We start from the raw sequence: 15,385 nt of genomic DNA on the forward strand, positions 1-15,385 counted from the left end.
AAGTGAGACCCGAGATGTCCGGAGTCCGTCGTCGTGGGGCGGGTGTCCTGGGGACTGTCGTGGTGGTGGCCGGTCTGTGCCTGGTGGGGTGTTCGGCTGCCGGGGGTGCCGACGGGTCGGCGGACAGGGAGAGTTCACCCTCGGGCTCGGCGTCCGCGTCGGTGAGTCCGTCGAGCGGTGTTGCTTCACCGAGCCCTGCTCCGAGTCGTTCGGCGACCGCGTCGGCCTCGCCGTCGCCGTCGAAGACCTCGGCGCCGCGGGCGACGAAGGACTCGTCGGCGAAGGCGGGCAGCGGCTCCGGCAGGTCGAGCGGCTCCGGTACGGGTGACGGTGGGTCGGGCGGGTCGGGTTCTGTCGCGCAGAATCCCAACCGGGGGTCCAATCCGCCACCCGCGCCGCCCCGTCCGTCTCCCACGCCGGAGTGGAGCTCCGAGGAGTGGCAGCCCGGGGATCCGGTCGAGACCAGGCCTCTCGCCACGCCTGAGCAGGGCTGACATAGGCTGTGCCGCCCGGTGACCGACGCAGAGAGAGGCCGACGGCGCGTGTCTGACAGACCGTCCGAAGAGCACAGATCCGGTTCGGAAAAGGGGGAGGGGGACGGCAGCTCCATATCCGATGAGGAATGGGCGAAGTTCGTCCAGGACAGCGAACGCGGGATACCCGACTCCGCGCCGAAGGAGCCGTCCGCGCGAGCCCGTGAGGTCACGGAGCGGCTGCGGCATCAGGAGGCGCGCGGGGCGACGCCCAAGGGGTGGCGAACCGTTGCGGATCTGCAGCAGACGCACGAGCGGGCGGCTCTGAGGAGACGGCGGCTGTGGGCCTTCCTCGGGGTGCCCGCCGTGATCACTCTGGTCGTCGTGGCGATGCGGCCGTCGTTGTTGCCGGGGAACCCCTTCGGTGTCGGCGAGCCCGGATCCGCCGTCTCCGCCTCGCCGTTGCCCCTGGAGACCGCCGCCCCGACCGGCGCGCCCGACGCGGCCGGCGTCGCGATCCCCACGATCGAGCGGCCGTTCGCGGGCTCCCCGGCGTTGCAGTGGGCCGACGGCGCGGCCGGCATCGTGCCGCCGAAGGCGACCCGCGTCGGATCGCTGTCCAAGGCCCAGGTGGAGCAGGCGCTTCAGCAGACCAGGAAGCTGCTGATCGACGCGAACCTCGATCCGGCCACCCTGCGCGGCGGACGACCCGAGACAGTGCTCTCCGTGATCGAGCCGCGGCAGAAGGAGTTGCTGGACCTGCTGGACACCTCGCTGAGCAAGCCGGACGAGAAGCACGACCCGGTGCTGATGTTCAGCCGCTTCGACCCCGCCGAACTGCGCCTGGCCGGTGACGTGGTCAAGACGCGGGGACGGATGACGTTCAAGGCGGGCGAGAGCGCCTCCGTCGTCGTCCACGCCGACTACACCTTCGTGTATCCGCTGGTGCGGGTGGACAAGGACGCCCCGACCGAGGTGGAGCGCACCATCGTGCGCCGCGTCATCGACGTCGAGCTTTTCGATCCCGCCAAGTGGGTCGTCACGCCGGGGAAGATCACCGTCACGAAGTACGACCAGGAGATCGGCAACTCCGCCTGCGACGTGTACGACGGTTATCTGCACCCCCAGTTCGGGACGGCCGAGCCCACGGGCGCGCCTGCGACCGGCCCGACGACGGACCCGTACGACCGCAGCCAGGACCTCGCCGGGCACTCCGAGGGCTGCGGCGTGGTGTCCCGTACCTGACCTGTCGGTGCGCGGTGCGCGGTGCGCGGGGGCGGCCCGCCCGGCCCTGACTCGTCCTCGCTGTGACGCGTCCTCGGCTAAGACTCGTCGCCCCCGCACAACCCTCGCAGCACCACCCCGCACCGGCGTGCGTACGCCTGCTGCAAGCCGCGGGTCGCCGGACCGCCGGCCCTCGCGTACCACTTCGCGCCGCGGCTGAAGGCGGAGACCGTCAGCCAGACCGTGCCGTCCCCCGTGCGGTCGACGACGAAGGACTCCTCGCCGCATTCGGGGTGGCCGGGGAGGGTGCCGTACGCCCAGCCGGCCCGCCGGTGTTCGTCCACCGTCCAGACCACTCGGCAGGGGGCTTTTATGAGACCGGCCAGGGTGACCGTGACGTCGACGTCGGGGGCCGCCCGGTCCGCGGTGGTGTCCATGCCCACGCCCAGGGTGCGGTGCATCTCCCAGGTCAGGACCGCTTCGGCGGCTCGGCGGAAGACGTCGTGGCCCTCGCCGAGGCGGGTGCGGACGTGGAGGGAGTGGAAGCCCGGAGGGCAGTGGCCGGGGCGGTCGCGGGTCGCGCCGACATCGTCGTACGTGAAGTCCTTCGAAGACATGGGAGCCAAGAGTAGGGCGGTACCCGGGGATGCCTTCGTCCCGGGTACCGCCCTGTTTCAACTATGTGATCGTCAGGCGACGTTGACGGCCGTCCAGGCCGCCGCCACGGCCTTGTACTCGGTGCTGGTCGAGCCGTACAGCGCCGACGCCGCGCTCAGGGTCGCCGTGCGGGCACCCGAGTAGGTGGTCGTCGAGGTCATGTAGGTCGTCAGCGCCTTGTACCAGATCTGGACGGCCTTGGCGCGTCCGATGCCGGTGAGGGTGGAGCTGTTGTAGGTCGGGGAGTTGTAGCTGACCCCGTTGATGGTCCGGCTGCCGCTGCCCTCGCTGAGCAGGAAGAAGAAGTGGTTCGCCGGGCCGGACGAGTAGTGCACGTCCAGGTTCTTCAGCGAGGACGACCAGTAGTTGGCCGAGCCGCCGTCCTTGCTGGGCTGGTCCATGTAGCGCAGCGGGGTGCCGTCGCCGTTGATGTTGATCTTCTCGCCGATGAGGTAGTCGCCGACGTCCGAGGTGTTCGCCGCGTAGAACTCGACGGCGGTGCCGAAGATGTCGGAGGTCGCCTCGTTGAGGCCGCCGGACTCGCCCGAGTAGTTCAGGCCCGCCGTGTTGGAGGTGACGCCGTGCGTCATCTCGTGGCCGGCCACGTCCAGCGAGGTCAGCGGGTGGGTGTTGCTCGACCCGTCGCCGTACGTCATGCAGAAGCAGCTGTCGTCCCAGAAGGCGTTCACGTAGGCGTTGCCGTAGTGGACGCGGGAGTACGCGGCGACGCCGTTGTTCTTGATGCCGCTGCGGCCGAACGTCGACTTGTAGAAGTCCCAGGTCGCCTGCGCGCCGTACGCGGCGTCGACCGCGGCCGTCTGGTCCGTGGTCGAGCTGGAGGCGGCGCCGGTGCCCCACGTGTCGTCCGCGTCGGTGAACAGGGTGCCCGCCGAGGAGCTGGTGGCGTGCGCCTTGTTGTACGTCTTGTGGCCGCCGCGCGTGCCGTCGGTCAGCTGGTACGTCGAGCCCGAGAGGGTCGTGCCGAGGGTCACCGTGCCCGAGTAGAGGCTCTTGCCGGTGCCGGTCTCGATGCCCTGGTACTCGTACAGCTTCTTGCCGGTGGCCGCGTCGGTGATGACGTGCAGCTCGTTCGGGGTGCCGTCGTCCTGGAGACCGCCGACGACCGTCTCGTAGGCGAGGACCGGCTTGCTGCCGTTGCCGGCCCAGATCACCTTGCGGGGCGCGTCGCTGGCCTCGGTGCTGGCGGAGCCGGCGTCCTTGGCGAGGGTCAGGGCCTGCTTCTCGGCCTTGGCGGCGGTGACGACGGGGGTGAGCGAGGCGACCTTGATGGTGGTGCTGGTCGCCTTGGTGACACCCTTGTTCGCGCCCGCGGCCGACTCGTGGACGACCAGGTCGCCGCCGAGGACCGGCAGACCCGCGTAGGTCCGCTCGTAGCGCGTGTGGACCGTGCCGTCCGCGTCCTTCACGACGTCGCGCACGACCAGCTTCTCCTGGGTGCCGAGGCCTATCTCCTGCGCGGTCTCGGGCGCGTCGGCCTGCTTGTCCTGGATCAGGGCGGTGCGGGCGGCCGGGGCCAGCGCGGTGGGCACGGCGAGGGGCGTCGCACCGGTGGCGTCCGCCGGGGTCTGGGCGGCGGCGGTACCGGCGGTCAGGCCGGTGGTGACCAGGGCTCCGGCCGCGACGGCGGTGGCGATGGCCAGCGTGGTGCGCTTGTGACGCGCGTAGAGGGAGGTCACACAAGCTCCTTGGATGTGGGGGTGCCCGGGCAGCGTGGGGTGGCTGTCCGTGACTGCTGTGAAGTTGTGCGGCGGGTGACAGGAAGACTGGCATCAAGGCGCGTACATGTCAGGACCCCGAAGTGATGTTGGCTGAAAATCAACTGCCGGATGAACATTGCCGGAATGTAAACGCACTTGACCTGGGTCAAAGGCCAACAGGGCGTAGGTAAGGCGCTGGCAAAAAGGGGACGCCGCCCCGGAGGAGTCGAGACTCCGGGACGGCGTCCTGTGCGAGGCCGGTCGGTCGGCTGTGCGCGAGCCCTGTGGGGCCTGTGACCTACGGGAAGGTCAGTTTCCAGCTGTTGATGTAGCCGGTGTCCTGGGCCGCGTTGTCCTGGACCCGCAGCTTCCAGACCCCGTTGGCGACCTCGGAGGACGCGTTCACGGTGTACGTGGTGTTGATGTTGTCCGTGCTGCCGCCGGTGCCGTACGCCTTCAGCGTGTAGGCCGTGCCGTCGGGGGCGAGCAACTGCACCTGGAGGTCACCGATGTAGGTGTGGACGATGTCGACCGCCACCGCGAGGTTCGAGGGCGCGTTGCCGGTCCGGCCGGAGACGGTGACCGAGGAGGTGACCGCCGCCCCGTTGTCCGGAATCGATACGTCGGCGGTGTTCTCGAAGGAGGTGCCGCCCCCGCCGCCCCCGCCGGAACGGGCGCCGACCGCGACGCCGGCCCACGCGTCCTGTACGGCCTTGTACTCGGTGGAGGTCGTGCCGTACAGCTCACCGGCCGCCGCCAGCGTGCCGGTGCGGGCCGCCGCGTAGTTGGTGGTCGAGGTGAACTTCGTGGTCAGCGCGCGGAACCAGATCTTCTCCGCCTTGTCGCGGCCGATGCCGGTGACCGGAAGGCCGTCCGCGGTGGCGGAGTTGTAGCTGACGCCGTTGATGACCTTGGCGCCGCTGCCCTCCGACAGGAGGTAGAAGAAGTGGTTCGCCGGGCCGGACGAGTAGTGGACGTCGACCGATCCGATCCCCGAGTACCAGCTGTCCTTCGACGCGCCGTCCTTGCTCGGCTTGTCCATGTAACGCAGCGGCGAGCCGTCGCCGTTGATGTCGATCTCCTCGCCGATGAGGTAGTCACCGACGTCGGAGGCGTTCTGCGCGTAGAACTCCACCGAGGTGCCGAAGATGTCCGAGGTCGCCTCGTTGAGGCCGCCGGACTCACCGCTGTAGTTGAGGCCCGCGGTGTTGGCGGTGACGCCGTGCGTCATCTCGTGGCCGGCCACGTCGATGGCGGTGAGCGGGTGGGTGTTGCCCGAGCCGTCGCCGTACGTCATGCAGAAGCAGCTGTCCTGCCAGAACGCGTTGACGTAGTTGTTGCCGTAGTGGACCCGGGAGTACGCGCCGACGCCGTCGCCCCTGATGCCGGAGCGGCCGTGCACGTTCTTGTAGTAGTCCCAGGTCAGGGCCGCGCCGTAGTGCGCGTCGGCCCCCGCGGTCTCCAGGTTGGACGCGGCGCCGGTGCCCCAGACGTCGTCGGAGCCCGAGAAGAGCGTGCCGGTGCCGGAGGTGCCCCGGTTGAGGTTGTACGTCTTGTGGCCGCCGCGCGCCCCGTCGGTCAGGTTGTACGTCGAACCCGACTGCGTGGTGCCGAGGGTCACCTGGCCGCTGTACATCGTGTTGCCGGTGCCGGTCTCGACGCCCTGGTACTCGTACAGCTTCGCGCCGGTGGTGGCGTCGGTGACGACGTGCAGCTCGTTCGGGGTGCCGTCCTCCTGGAGGCCGCCGACGACCGTCTCGTAGGCCAGGACCGGCGTGCCGTTCGCCGCCCAGATCACCTTGCGCGGGGCGCGGTCGGTGTCCGCCTGCTCGGCGCCCGCGGCCGCGGCGAGGCTCAGCGCCTGCTTCTGCGCCTTGGCCGCGCTGACGGTGGGCGAGAGCGAGGCGACCTTGATGGCCGTCCGGGTGGCCTTGGTGACGGCCTCGGTGGCGCCGGACTTCGCGGTCTCGACGACCAGGTCGCCGCCGAGGACCGGCAGGCCGCCGTAGGTGCGCTCGTAGCGGGTGTGCAGGGTGCCGTCGGCGTCCTTGACGACGTCACGGACGACGAGCGCCTCCTTGGCGCCGAGGCCCAGCTCCTTGGCGGTGGCCGCCTTGCCGGCGTCCGCGTCGCGTATCAGCGCGGCACGCTGGGCGGGGGTGAGGCGTATCGACTCGGCGCCCGGGTCGGCCTGACTCGCCGCCTGCGGTGCCTTCACCGGGGCGGCGGTCGCGGCGCCGGACTGCACGGCGGCGGCGATGAGCGCGGAGACGCCGACGAGGGCGACGGCCGCGGCGCGACGGGAGGTGCTGTGGGGGGTGCGTCTGCGAGAGGGACTGCTGCTCAACACTGACTCCTTCTGCGCGGCCACGGGTCACGCGGCCAGGGGAGACCCGACGGCGGGTGAGCCGTGCGGGCACGACAAAGGCGGTACGCAGAACAAAGGCGGAACGTGGAGCGGGCGTAGCTGTGGGGTTGCTGTGAACCAGCAGTGGGAAGAGTGGCAGTGGATTGCGCTATCTGTCAGGAGCGCGTCAGGAAGTTGGCCGGAAACGGTTCGTTGTCCGGTAGTTCATGTTCGCTATACGGACCGTCTCTTCCGGGCGGCTCCGAAGCGCGACTCGGAAGCGCGGCTTCGGAGCGCGGCTCGGAAGCGTGACTCAGAAGGGCGACTCGGGGATCGAGGCCAACGACCGTGCCCACTCCGGGTACTTGGCGACCTTGGCCAGGTGCAGCGACGTCACCCTCTCGCCCGTTTCGGGGTCGCTCTCGTCGGTGAGGCGGACCGCCGTGATGCGCTGGAGGTGCGGCAGGATCTCCCGGTCGCCCGTCAGGTGCACCGGGTCGTGCATGTACCGCTCCAGTGCGGCCAGGTCCGGCACGCCCGCGCAGTAGGCGTGGGTGTAGCCCTCGGCGGGGTCCCCGATGTCCCGGCCGACGACGCCGAACGCCGCGGACTCCACGGACGCCGTACGTCGCATCGCGGCCAGCACCGCGGCCTGTTCCTTCTCGCTCGTGCCGTCCTTGAAGCTGAACCGCAGGATGTTGACGATCACGTGCGCCTCCTCCGGGGCGATGTCCCAACTGAACCCATGGGTTCAATTCTGTTGCCTGATCAGTTCAACACAGGGCGGTACGCTGCGCGGGTGAACGCGAAAAGTCCGGCCGTGCCTCCGGCCCCGCGGGACCGGATCGGCAAGCGCGTCGACAAGCGCCGGACGATCCTCGACGCCGCCTTCGCCGTGTTCGCCCGCCGCGGCTACGCACAGACCTGCGTGAAGGAGATCGCCGAGACGGCCGGTGTCGCCAAGCCGACCGTCTACAACCACCTGCACGACAAGGAGACCCTCTTCCGGGAGTCCTTGGAGGACGCCGCCGACATGGTCCTGGTCGAGAACCTCGCCGTCCTGGAGCGGCTGCGCGACCCCGGTGACGACCTGCCCGCGGCCCTGGAGGACGTCGGCCGACGGCTGCTGACGGTGTGCTGCGGCGAGCGCTCGCGCGCCCTGCGCTGGCTGACGTACTCCCAGGTCGGCTCGGCCCCCGACCTGGTGGACGCGGTGCAGTCACGCACCTCGGTGCGGCTCGCGGAGGCGCTGGCCGACCGGCTGGCCCGACTGGCGCTGGCCGGCCGGCTGCGGCCGTGCGACCCGGGCGTCGCCGCGGAGCACTACCTGGCGCTGCTCACCGCCCCCCTGGAGACCCGCACCCGCCTCGGCACCCGCGGTGTTTCCGCGGCCGAGACGCGTGCGGTGGCCGAGGCCGCGGTGGACACGTTCATGCGGGCCTACGGGGTCTGATCCCTTCCGGACCCGCCTCCCGCCCGGGGCAGGGCCTGGCCGTCCCCCGCGCGCTCCCCGTGCCAGGTCCGCCAGAGCGCCTCGTACGCTCCGCCCGCCGTCACCAGCGCCTCGTGCGTGCCGAGTTCGGTGAGACGGCCGTCCTGCATCACGGCGACCCGGTCCGCGTCGTGCGCGGTGTGCAGGCGGTGGGCGATGGCGATGACGGTCCGGCCCCGGAGCACGGCGGCCAGTGCCCGCTCGGTGTGCCGGGCGGTGGTCGGATCCAGCAGGGCCGTCGCCTCGTCCAGGATCAGCGTGTGCGGATCGGCCAGCACCACCCGTGCCAGGGCGAGTTGCTGGGCCTGCGAGCCGTCCGTACGGATACCGCCCCCGCCGAGCGCGGCATCGAGGCCGCCGGGCAGCTCCCGGACCCAGTCGGCGGCACCGACCGCGGCCAGCGCCGCCCACAACTGCGCGTCGCTCGCGGCCGGTTCGGCGATCAGGAGGTTGTCGCGGACCGTGCCGAGGAAGACATGGTGCTCCTGGGTGACCAGCACGACCTGCCGGCGCAGTGTCTCGGGCGCCAGCTCCGCGACCGGCACCCCGCCCACCGTCACCGTGCCCGCGCTCGGCGCGTCCACGCCCGCGAGCAGCCTGCTCAGCGTGGTCTTGCCCGCGCCCGACGGGCCGACGACCGCGAGCCGCTCCCCGGGCCGCACCGTCAGGTCGACCCCGCGCAGCACCTCGCCGCCGCGCTCGTAGGCGTACCGCACGCCCGTCACGTCGATCCGGTCGTCCGCCGGAGTGGGCGCCCCGCCGTCCGGCTCGGCGCGCGGCGCCCTGGCCAACCCCTCCACCCGGGCGAACGAGGCGCCACTGCTCTGGAGTTGCTCGACGCGCAGCAGGATCTGGTCGAGCGGTTCGGTGAACTGCCGCAGATACAGCGCGGCCGCCACCACCGCGCCCAGGCTCATCGCGCCCCGCGCGTGCAGCGCGCCGCCCAGCAGCAGCACGCCCGCCACCGGCAGCGAGTACGACACCTCGATCACCGGGAAGAACACCGAACGCAGGTGGAGGGTACGGAAGCGGGTGCGGCGCGAGATCTCCAGCGCGTCCCGGCTCGCCGCCGTCCGCCGCTCCTGGAGCCGGAACGCCTCGACCGTGCGCGCCCCGGACGCGGTGGCGGCGACGATCTCGGCGACCTCGGAGGTGGCCGCGCCCTCGGCGAGATAGGCCGCGCGCGCCCGCCGCAGATACCAGCGCAGCGCGAACCAGATCGGGGTCAGTCCCAGCACCCCGATCGCACCGAGCAGCGGGTCGATCACGAACACCGCGCCGAGCGTGAACAGCGCCTGGACCGTGCAGACCAGCAGCTCGGGCCCGGCGTCCCGCAGGGTCGTGCCCACGGCCGCCACGTCGGCGGTGCCGCGCGTGGTCAGATCGCCGGTGCCGGCCCGCTCCACGACCGACGCGGGCAGCGCGAGCGCCCGCCCGACGAACTCCTCCCGCACCCGTGCCAGCGTCCGCTCACCGAAGCGGTGTCCCGCGTACCGGGCCCAGCGGGCCAGCAGCAGCTGCGCGAGCGCGCACGCCAGGATGGCCGCCGCCAGCCGGTCCACGGCCCCGGTGCCGTGTCCGGCCCGCACCTCGTCGATGATCCGCCCCAGCAGCCACGGCCCGGCCAGGCCGGCCCCGGCGGCGAGCACGTTCAGGGCGAGGGCGCCGGCGAAGGCCCGCCGGTCGGCCCGCAACAGCCGGACCGCCGCCCGCCGCACGTCACCGGGCTCGGCCACCGGCAACCGGCCCGAGCCCTCGTCGGCCACCGTCACCGCACGACCTCCTCGGCACCGGCGCCCGTGTCCGAACCCGTGCCCGTGTCCCCGCCCACGGCAACGTCACCCGGGACCGGGTCGGTGTCGTCCGTGTCGTCGGTGTCTCGTGCCACCAAGGACCGGTATCCCGGTTCCCGTTCCAGCAGGTCGTGGTGGTGGCCGGTCGCCGTCACCTTTCCGTCGACCAGGTAGTGGACGGTGTCCGCCTGGGCGAGCAGCAGCGGGGAGGTGGTGGTCACCACCGTGGTCCGGCCGGTCCGTGCCGCGCGCAGCCGCCGGGCGACCGCCGCCTCCGTGTGCGCGTCGAGCGCCGACGTCGGCTCGACGGCCAGCAGTGTCCCGGGGTCGGCGAGCAACGCCCGTACCAGCCGGACCCGTTGCCGCTGGCCGCCGGAGAGGCTGCGGCCCTGCGCGGTCACGGGTGACCCGAGTCCCTCCGGCAGGCCCTGCACGATGTCGTCGGCGGCCGCCGCCCGCACCGCCCGCCCGACGTCCGCCGGGGAGGGCGCACGCCGTCCGCCCACCACCTCGCGCAGACTCCCGGCGAACAGGTCGGCCTCGTTGTCGGCGACCAGGATCCGTTCCCTGACCTGGTCCAGCGGGACGGCGTCCAGCCGTACCCCGCCCCAGGTGGCGTCCGTGGGGCCGTACCGGCCGAGCCGGTCTACGACGGCGGTCACCTCCGCGTGCCGGGCGCCGACCAGCGCGGTCAGCCGGCCCGGCGCCACCCGCACACCCGAGACGGGGTCGTGCAGCACCGACGGCTCGACGGGCGCGTCGGCGACACCGGTGTCGGTTCCGCTGCCGGCGCTGGTGTCGGTGTCGGGGGCCGGTTCCAGCCGCAGCAGCCGTACGACGCGCCGGGCGGCCACCACACCCCGGCTGAGCTGGTAGCCCATGTCGACGAGGAACGCCACCGGGCCGATCAGGACCGCGACATAGCCGTACACCGACACCAACTCGCCGACGGTCATGTCCCCCTGGGCGGCGAGCCGGGCCGCCAGCCAGGTCACCACGGCGAGGAACAGCGTCGGCAGGCCCACCCCGAGCGCCTGCATCCAGCTGGTGACCGCGCCGACCCGGTAGCCCTGCGTCCGCAGCCGCTGCGAGTCGCGGTCGAAGGAGGCCGCGAACAGCTCCTTGCCACCGAGCCCGTTGAGCACCCGCAGCCCGCCCGCGAGATCGCCGATCCGCGCGGTGAGCACTCCCTGCCGCTCGCGGTACTCGGTCTCCGTGCCCTGCAACCGCGACATCAGCGGCCCGACCAGCACCGCGACCACCGGCATCCCCAGCAGTACGACCGCCGCCAGCAGCGGCGACACCGACAGCAGCAGCCCGGCGACGAAGACACAGACGACGACCGAGCCGACGCCCGGCCCGATCACCGTCAGCGCGCCCGCGATCGTGTGCACGTCGCTCACCCCGATGGTGACGACCTCCGCTGCCCCCACCTGGCGCGGCAGCGCGGCGCCGAGCCGCAGCGTGTGTCCGACGACGACCTTGGTGGTGCGGACGTACGCGTCCATGCGCACCCGGGTCATCGTGCGGTGCCGCATGATGCTCACCCAGGCGTTGAACGCGCCCACCGCGAACAGGGCCGCCGTCCAGCCGGCCAGCGCCGCCGTGTCACCGGGCTCGAGGCCGTCGTCCACCGCCTTCGACAGCAGGTACGGCGCCACCGCCATCAGCACCATCCAGACACTGGCCAGCACGGCCCCGGCCAGCGCCCGCCACGGCTGGCACCGCACCAGCCACGCCAGGTACGCCCAGCCGCCGCGGCTGTCGGGCGTGCCGGGATCCTCGTACGCGTCGATCATCCACTCGTCCTTCCGGCCCCCGTAGTTCCCCCTGGACGCTCACGCCAGACTGTCCCGCCAAGCCCGGTGCAGGTCCGCGAACCGGCCGGTGCCCGCGATCAGTCCGGCCGGGCTGCCGTCCTCGACGATCCTCCCGTGCTCCATGACCAGGACCCGGTCGGCGATCTCCACGGTCGACAGCCGGTGCGCGATCACCACCGCCGTACGGCCCTTCAGCACCGTCGCCATCGCCGCCTGCACGGCCCGCTCGCCCGGGACGTCGAGCGAGCTGGTCGCCTCGTCGAGGATCAGCACCGCCGGGTCGGCGAGCAACGCCCGTGCGAAAGCGACGAGTTGGCGCTGCCCGGCGGAGATACGACCACCGCGCTTGCGGACGTCGGTGTCGTAGCCGTCGGGCAGGGCGCTGATGAACTCGTGCGCGCCGAGCGCCTTCGCCGCCCGCTCGATCTCCTCCCGGCTCGCGTCCGGCCGGCCGATGGCGATGTTCTCGGCGACCGTGCCGGAGAACAGGAACGCCTCCTGCGTCACCATGACCACCCCGCGCCGCAGTTCGGGCACGGCCAGCTCGCGCAGGTCGACCCCGTCCAGCAGCACCCGCCCCCCGGAGGGGTCGTAGAAGCGGGCGAGCAGCTTGGCCAGCGTGGACTTGCCCGCGCCGGTCGAGCCGACCACGGCGACGGTCTGCCCGGCGGGCAGGGTCAGATCGAAGCGGGGGAGGATCTCGCCACCCGTGCGGTAGCCGAAGGAGACCCCGTCGAAGACGACCTCCCGGCCGGGCAGCTCACCCTCCAGCGGCGGCAGTTCCCGCGGTGCCGACGGCTCGGGCACGGACGGGGTCTGCGCGAGCAGCCCCGCGATCTTCTCCAGCGAGGCGGCCGCCGACTGGTAGGAGTTGAGGAACATGGCGAGCCGGTCTATCGGGTCGTACAGCCGCCGCAGATACAGCACCGCCGCCGCCAGCACCCCCAGCTCCAGCGAGCCGTCGGCCACCCGGGTGGCGCCCCACAGCACGATCCCCGCGACCGCCGTGTTCGCGACCAGCCGCGATCCGGTGACGTACCGGGCCATCTCCAGGAGCGCGTTGCCGTTGATCCGTTCGTGCCGCTGGTTCAGGACGCGGAAGTCGGCGTCGTTGACGGGCTCGCGGCGGAACGCGCGCACCGGCCGGATGCCGTTCATCGTCTCGACGAACTTCACGATCACGGCCGCGATCGCGGTGGAGCGGGCCCGGAACACCTGCCCGGCGCGCCGCTGGTAGATCCTGACGAGGAGGTACAGCGGTACGAAGGAGGCCACCGCGACGGCCCCGAGACCCAGGTCCAGCCAGAGCAGCATGGCCGAGATGTAGAGGAAGGAGAGGATCACCGTCACGAGTTCCTGGAGACCCTCGCTGAGCAGCTCGCGCAGCGACTCCACGTCCGTGGTGGAGCGGGAGATGAGCCGGCCCGAGGTGTAGCGCTCGTGGAAGTCGAGGCTCAGCGCCTGCGCGTGCCGGAAGATCCGGCCGCGCAGATCGAGCAGCGCGTCCTGGTTGACCCGGGCGGAGGCGATCAGAAAGGCGTACTGGAGTCCGCCGGAGACCAGCGCGCACAGCAGATAGCCGACGCCGACCGCGACGAGCGGCCCGTGGTCGTCGGCCCGGAACGCCGGTACGGCGCGGTCGATGGCGTACGCCACCAGCAGCGGGCCGGCCTGCACGGCCGCCTGCTGGAGCAGCAGCAGGAGCGAGGTGAAGGCCACCCGCGCCCGCATGGGCGCGAGCAGGGAACGCAGCAGCGCGCCCGTGGCGCCGGGCGGGGTGGGCAGGACGTCCTTGTCGAAGGGGTCGTCGGCGCTGGTCCGCGGGGGGACTTCGGGGTCGTCGTCGGTGACGGGGGAAGCGGTGGTGGGGGCGGTCATCGGCGGTCGGCCTCCTGTTCCCCGAAGTGAGTTCCGGACGGTGTCCCGGACGATGTTCCGGACGGCTCTGCGGACGGTGATCCGGTCGGCTCGCCGGACATGAGGTGGGCGTACTCGTTGTTGCTGCGCAGCAGTTCGTGATGGGTGCCCACGGCGGTGACGCGCCCGTCGGACAGCAGGGCCACACGGTCGGCGAGGAGCACGGTGGACGGGCGGTGCGCCACGATCAGCGCGGTGGTGTCGGCGAGGACCTGCCGCAGAGCCGCTTCCACGGCCGCCTCGGTGTGCACGTCCAGGGCGGACAGCGGGTCGTCAAGCACGAGGAACCGGGGCTGCCCGACGACGGCTCTGGCCAGCGCGAGGCGCTGCCGCTGCCCGCCGGAGAGACTGAGCCCCTGCTCGCCGACCTGTGTCTCGACGCCCTGCGGCAACGCGCGCGCGAAGTCCGCCTGGGCCACGTCCAGCGCCCGCTCCAGCTCGACGGCGCCCGCCCCGTCCGCCGCTCCCATGAGGACGTTCTCCCCGACGCTCGCGGAGAACAGGGTCGGCTCCTCGAAGGCGACGGCGACCCGCGAGCGCAGCTCCTCGCGGGACATAGCGGTGATGTCCTCGCCGTCGAGCGTGATGCGGCCGGCGGTCACCTCGTGCAGTCGGGGGACCAGGGCCGTGAGCGTCGTCTTCCCGCTGCCGGTCGCCCCGACCAGCGCCATGGACTCGCCGGGCCGGACGTGCAGGTCGACGCCGTCGAGAGTGGGCGGGGACTCGGGGGAGGCGTCGGGATAGCGGAAGGTGACGCCGTCGAACCGCAGACCGCCTTCGGACGTGGCGGCCCGGCCGCCCCGGCCGTCGGGCTCCTCGGGCGCCTCGTCCATCACCTCGAAGTAGCGCTCCGTCGCCGTCGCCGCCTCCTGGCTCATCGCCAGCAGGAAGCCGATCGAGTCCACCGGCCAGCGCAGCGCGAGCGCCGTGGACAGGAAGGCGACCAGGGTGCCCGCGGACAGCTCGCCGTCCGCCACCTGCACCGTGCCGAGCACCAGCGCCGCCCCGATCGCCACCTCCGGGAGCGTCACGATGACGGCCCAGATCGTGGCCAGCAGCCGCGCCTTGCGCAGCTCCGTGCCGCGCAGCGTCGACGACAGCTCCCGGAAGGCCCGCGCCTGGCTGCGGTGCCGCCCGAAGCCCTTGATGATCCTGATCCCGAGGACGCTCTCCTCGACCACCGTCGTCAGGTCCCCGGCCTGGTCCTGGGCGCGCCGCGCCACGACCGCGTACCGGTTCTCGAAGTACACGCACATCACGACGACCGGGATGGCCGGTCCGAGGATGACCAGCCCGAGCGTCCAGTCCTGGAGCAGCATGATGACCACCCCGAACAGGATCGTCACCGAGTTGACCAGCAGGAACGTCAGCGGGAAGGCGAGGAACATGCGCAGCAGCCCCAGATCGGCGGTCGCCCGGGACAGCAACTGCCCCGACGCCCACCGGTCGTGGAACGCCACCGGCAGCCGCTGGAGCCGCCCGTAGAGCTCCGCCCGCATCTCCGCCTCGACATGCGACAGCGGACGCGCCACCAGCCAGCGCCGCAACCCGAACAGCAGCGCCTCCGCGAACCCGAGCAGCAGCAGGCAGAGCGCGCCCAGCCAGACCCCGGCGGTGTCCTTGTCGGCCACCGGGCCGTCCACCATCCACTTCAGGACGAGCGGGATGACCAGCCCCGTACAGGAGGCGAGCACGGCGACGAAGGCGGCCGCGAACAGCCGTATCCGCACGGGACGGACGTACGGCCACAGACGCAGCAGGGAGCGTACGGCGGAGCGGTCCTGGGAAGCGGTTGCAGGTGTCCTGGGCATCACCGCGAGCCTACGGACCGGCACTGACAACGCCCACCGAGTTTTGGCCGGACCCGGCTCGGCCGCTGGTCCTACGACCTGCGTGTTCGAGGGGTCGTACCGGCGCATCGACCGATCGGCTGAGGCCCGTTCG

At 72.0% G+C, this 15,385-nt stretch carries 11 protein-coding genes; 3 read left to right on the forward strand and 8 right to left on the reverse strand.

All coding sequences use genetic code 11. From position 1 onward, the window contains the following. The first annotated feature begins 76 nt into the window (after positions 1–76). Together OG736_RS30145 and OG736_RS30150 are read left to right on the forward strand one after the other, a co-directional pair. Positions 77–328 (forward strand): hypothetical protein, encoded by a 252-nt coding sequence (locus OG736_RS30145; RefSeq protein WP_327185165.1) that lies wholly within the window; start codon positions 77–79, stop codon positions 326–328. Between the two features lie 214 nt (positions 329–542). Further along, positions 543–1,718 (forward strand): hypothetical protein, encoded by a 1,176-nt coding sequence (locus OG736_RS30150; protein WP_327185166.1) that lies wholly within the window; start codon positions 543–545, stop codon positions 1,716–1,718. Positions 1,719–1,795: 77 nt separating this feature from the next. On the opposite strand, the gene OG736_RS30155 is transcribed toward OG736_RS30150, so the two are convergent. The 4 genes from OG736_RS30155 to OG736_RS30170 all read right to left on the reverse strand — a co-directional run bounded on the left by OG736_RS30155 (position 1,796) and on the right by OG736_RS30170 (position 7,128). Then, positions 1,796–2,314 carry a DUF1990 domain-containing protein gene (locus OG736_RS30155; protein ID WP_327185167.1) on the reverse strand — a complete coding sequence of 173 codons (519 nt, stop codon included), beginning with the start codon at positions 2,312–2,314 and terminating at the stop codon, positions 1,796–1,798. Positions 2,315–2,386: 72 nt separating this feature from the next. Continuing rightward, positions 2,387–4,051 carry a M4 family metallopeptidase gene (locus OG736_RS30160; protein ID WP_327185168.1) on the reverse strand — a complete coding sequence of 555 codons (1,665 nt, stop codon included), beginning with the start codon at positions 4,049–4,051 and terminating at the stop codon, positions 2,387–2,389. Between the two features lie 319 nt (positions 4,052–4,370). Continuing rightward, positions 4,371–6,422 (reverse strand): M4 family metallopeptidase, encoded by a 2,052-nt coding sequence (locus OG736_RS30165; RefSeq protein WP_442817093.1) that lies wholly within the window; start codon positions 6,420–6,422, stop codon positions 4,371–4,373. Between the two features lie 310 nt (positions 6,423–6,732). After that, positions 6,733–7,128: a Dabb family protein gene (locus tag OG736_RS30170; protein ID WP_327185170.1), complete on the reverse strand. Its 396-nt coding sequence runs from the start codon at positions 7,126–7,128 to the stop codon at positions 6,733–6,735. A gap of 90 nt (positions 7,129–7,218) precedes the next feature. On the opposite strand from OG736_RS30170, the gene OG736_RS30175 reads away from it, so the two are divergent. Beyond that, positions 7,219–7,872, forward strand: coding sequence for a TetR/AcrR family transcriptional regulator (locus tag OG736_RS30175; RefSeq protein ID WP_327185171.1), 654 nt, complete (start codon positions 7,219–7,221; stop codon positions 7,870–7,872). Here OG736_RS30175 and OG736_RS30180 read toward each other — a convergent pair. The 4 genes from OG736_RS30180 to OG736_RS30195 are packed head-to-tail and all read right to left on the reverse strand — an operon-like array spanning position 7,860 to position 15,252. Continuing rightward, a complete protein-coding gene (locus OG736_RS30180; protein ID WP_327185172.1) occupies positions 7,860–9,683 on the reverse strand; it encodes an ABC transporter ATP-binding protein in 1,824 nt (607 codons plus the stop codon). The two genes, OG736_RS30175 and OG736_RS30180, sit on opposite strands and share 13 nt — an antisense overlap. Then, complete coding sequence (locus OG736_RS30185; RefSeq protein WP_327185173.1) at positions 9,680–11,503, reverse strand: ABC transporter transmembrane domain-containing protein; 1,824 nt, start codon at positions 11,501–11,503, stop codon at positions 9,680–9,682. The genes OG736_RS30180 and OG736_RS30185 overlap by 4 nt, the downstream gene beginning before the upstream one ends. Before the next feature lie 39 nt (positions 11,504–11,542). Continuing rightward, positions 11,543–13,402 (reverse strand): ABC transporter ATP-binding protein, encoded by a 1,860-nt coding sequence (locus OG736_RS30190; protein WP_327185174.1) that lies wholly within the window; start codon positions 13,400–13,402, stop codon positions 11,543–11,545. After that, positions 13,399–15,252 (reverse strand): ABC transporter ATP-binding protein, encoded by a 1,854-nt coding sequence (locus OG736_RS30195; protein WP_327185175.1) that lies wholly within the window; start codon positions 15,250–15,252, stop codon positions 13,399–13,401. Before OG736_RS30195 ends, OG736_RS30190 begins: the two co-directional genes overlap by 4 nt. Between the last annotated feature and the right edge of the window lie 133 nt (positions 15,253–15,385).

Origin of the sequence: Streptomyces sp. NBC_01334 (assembly GCF_035983595.1) — a bacterium.
Taxonomy (GTDB): domain Bacteria; phylum Actinomycetota; class Actinomycetes; order Streptomycetales; family Streptomycetaceae; genus Streptomyces; species Streptomyces coriariae.

Bases quoted from the DNA above. Each gene is read 5' to 3' on its own strand.
- OG736_RS30155 (WP_327185167.1), bottom strand. From the start codon at position 2,314: ATGTCTTCGAAGGACTTCACGTACGACGATGTCGGCGCGACCCGCGAC.
- OG736_RS30185 (WP_327185173.1), bottom strand. From the start codon at position 11,503: ATGATCGACGCGTACGAGGATCCCGGCACGCCCGACAGCCGCGGCGGC.
- OG736_RS30190 (WP_327185174.1), bottom strand. From the start codon at position 13,402: ATGACCGCCCCCACCACCGCTTCCCCCGTCACCGACGACGACCCCGAA.
- OG736_RS30195 (WP_327185175.1), bottom strand. From the start codon at position 15,252: ATGCCCAGGACACCTGCAACCGCTTCCCAGGACCGCTCCGCCGTACGC.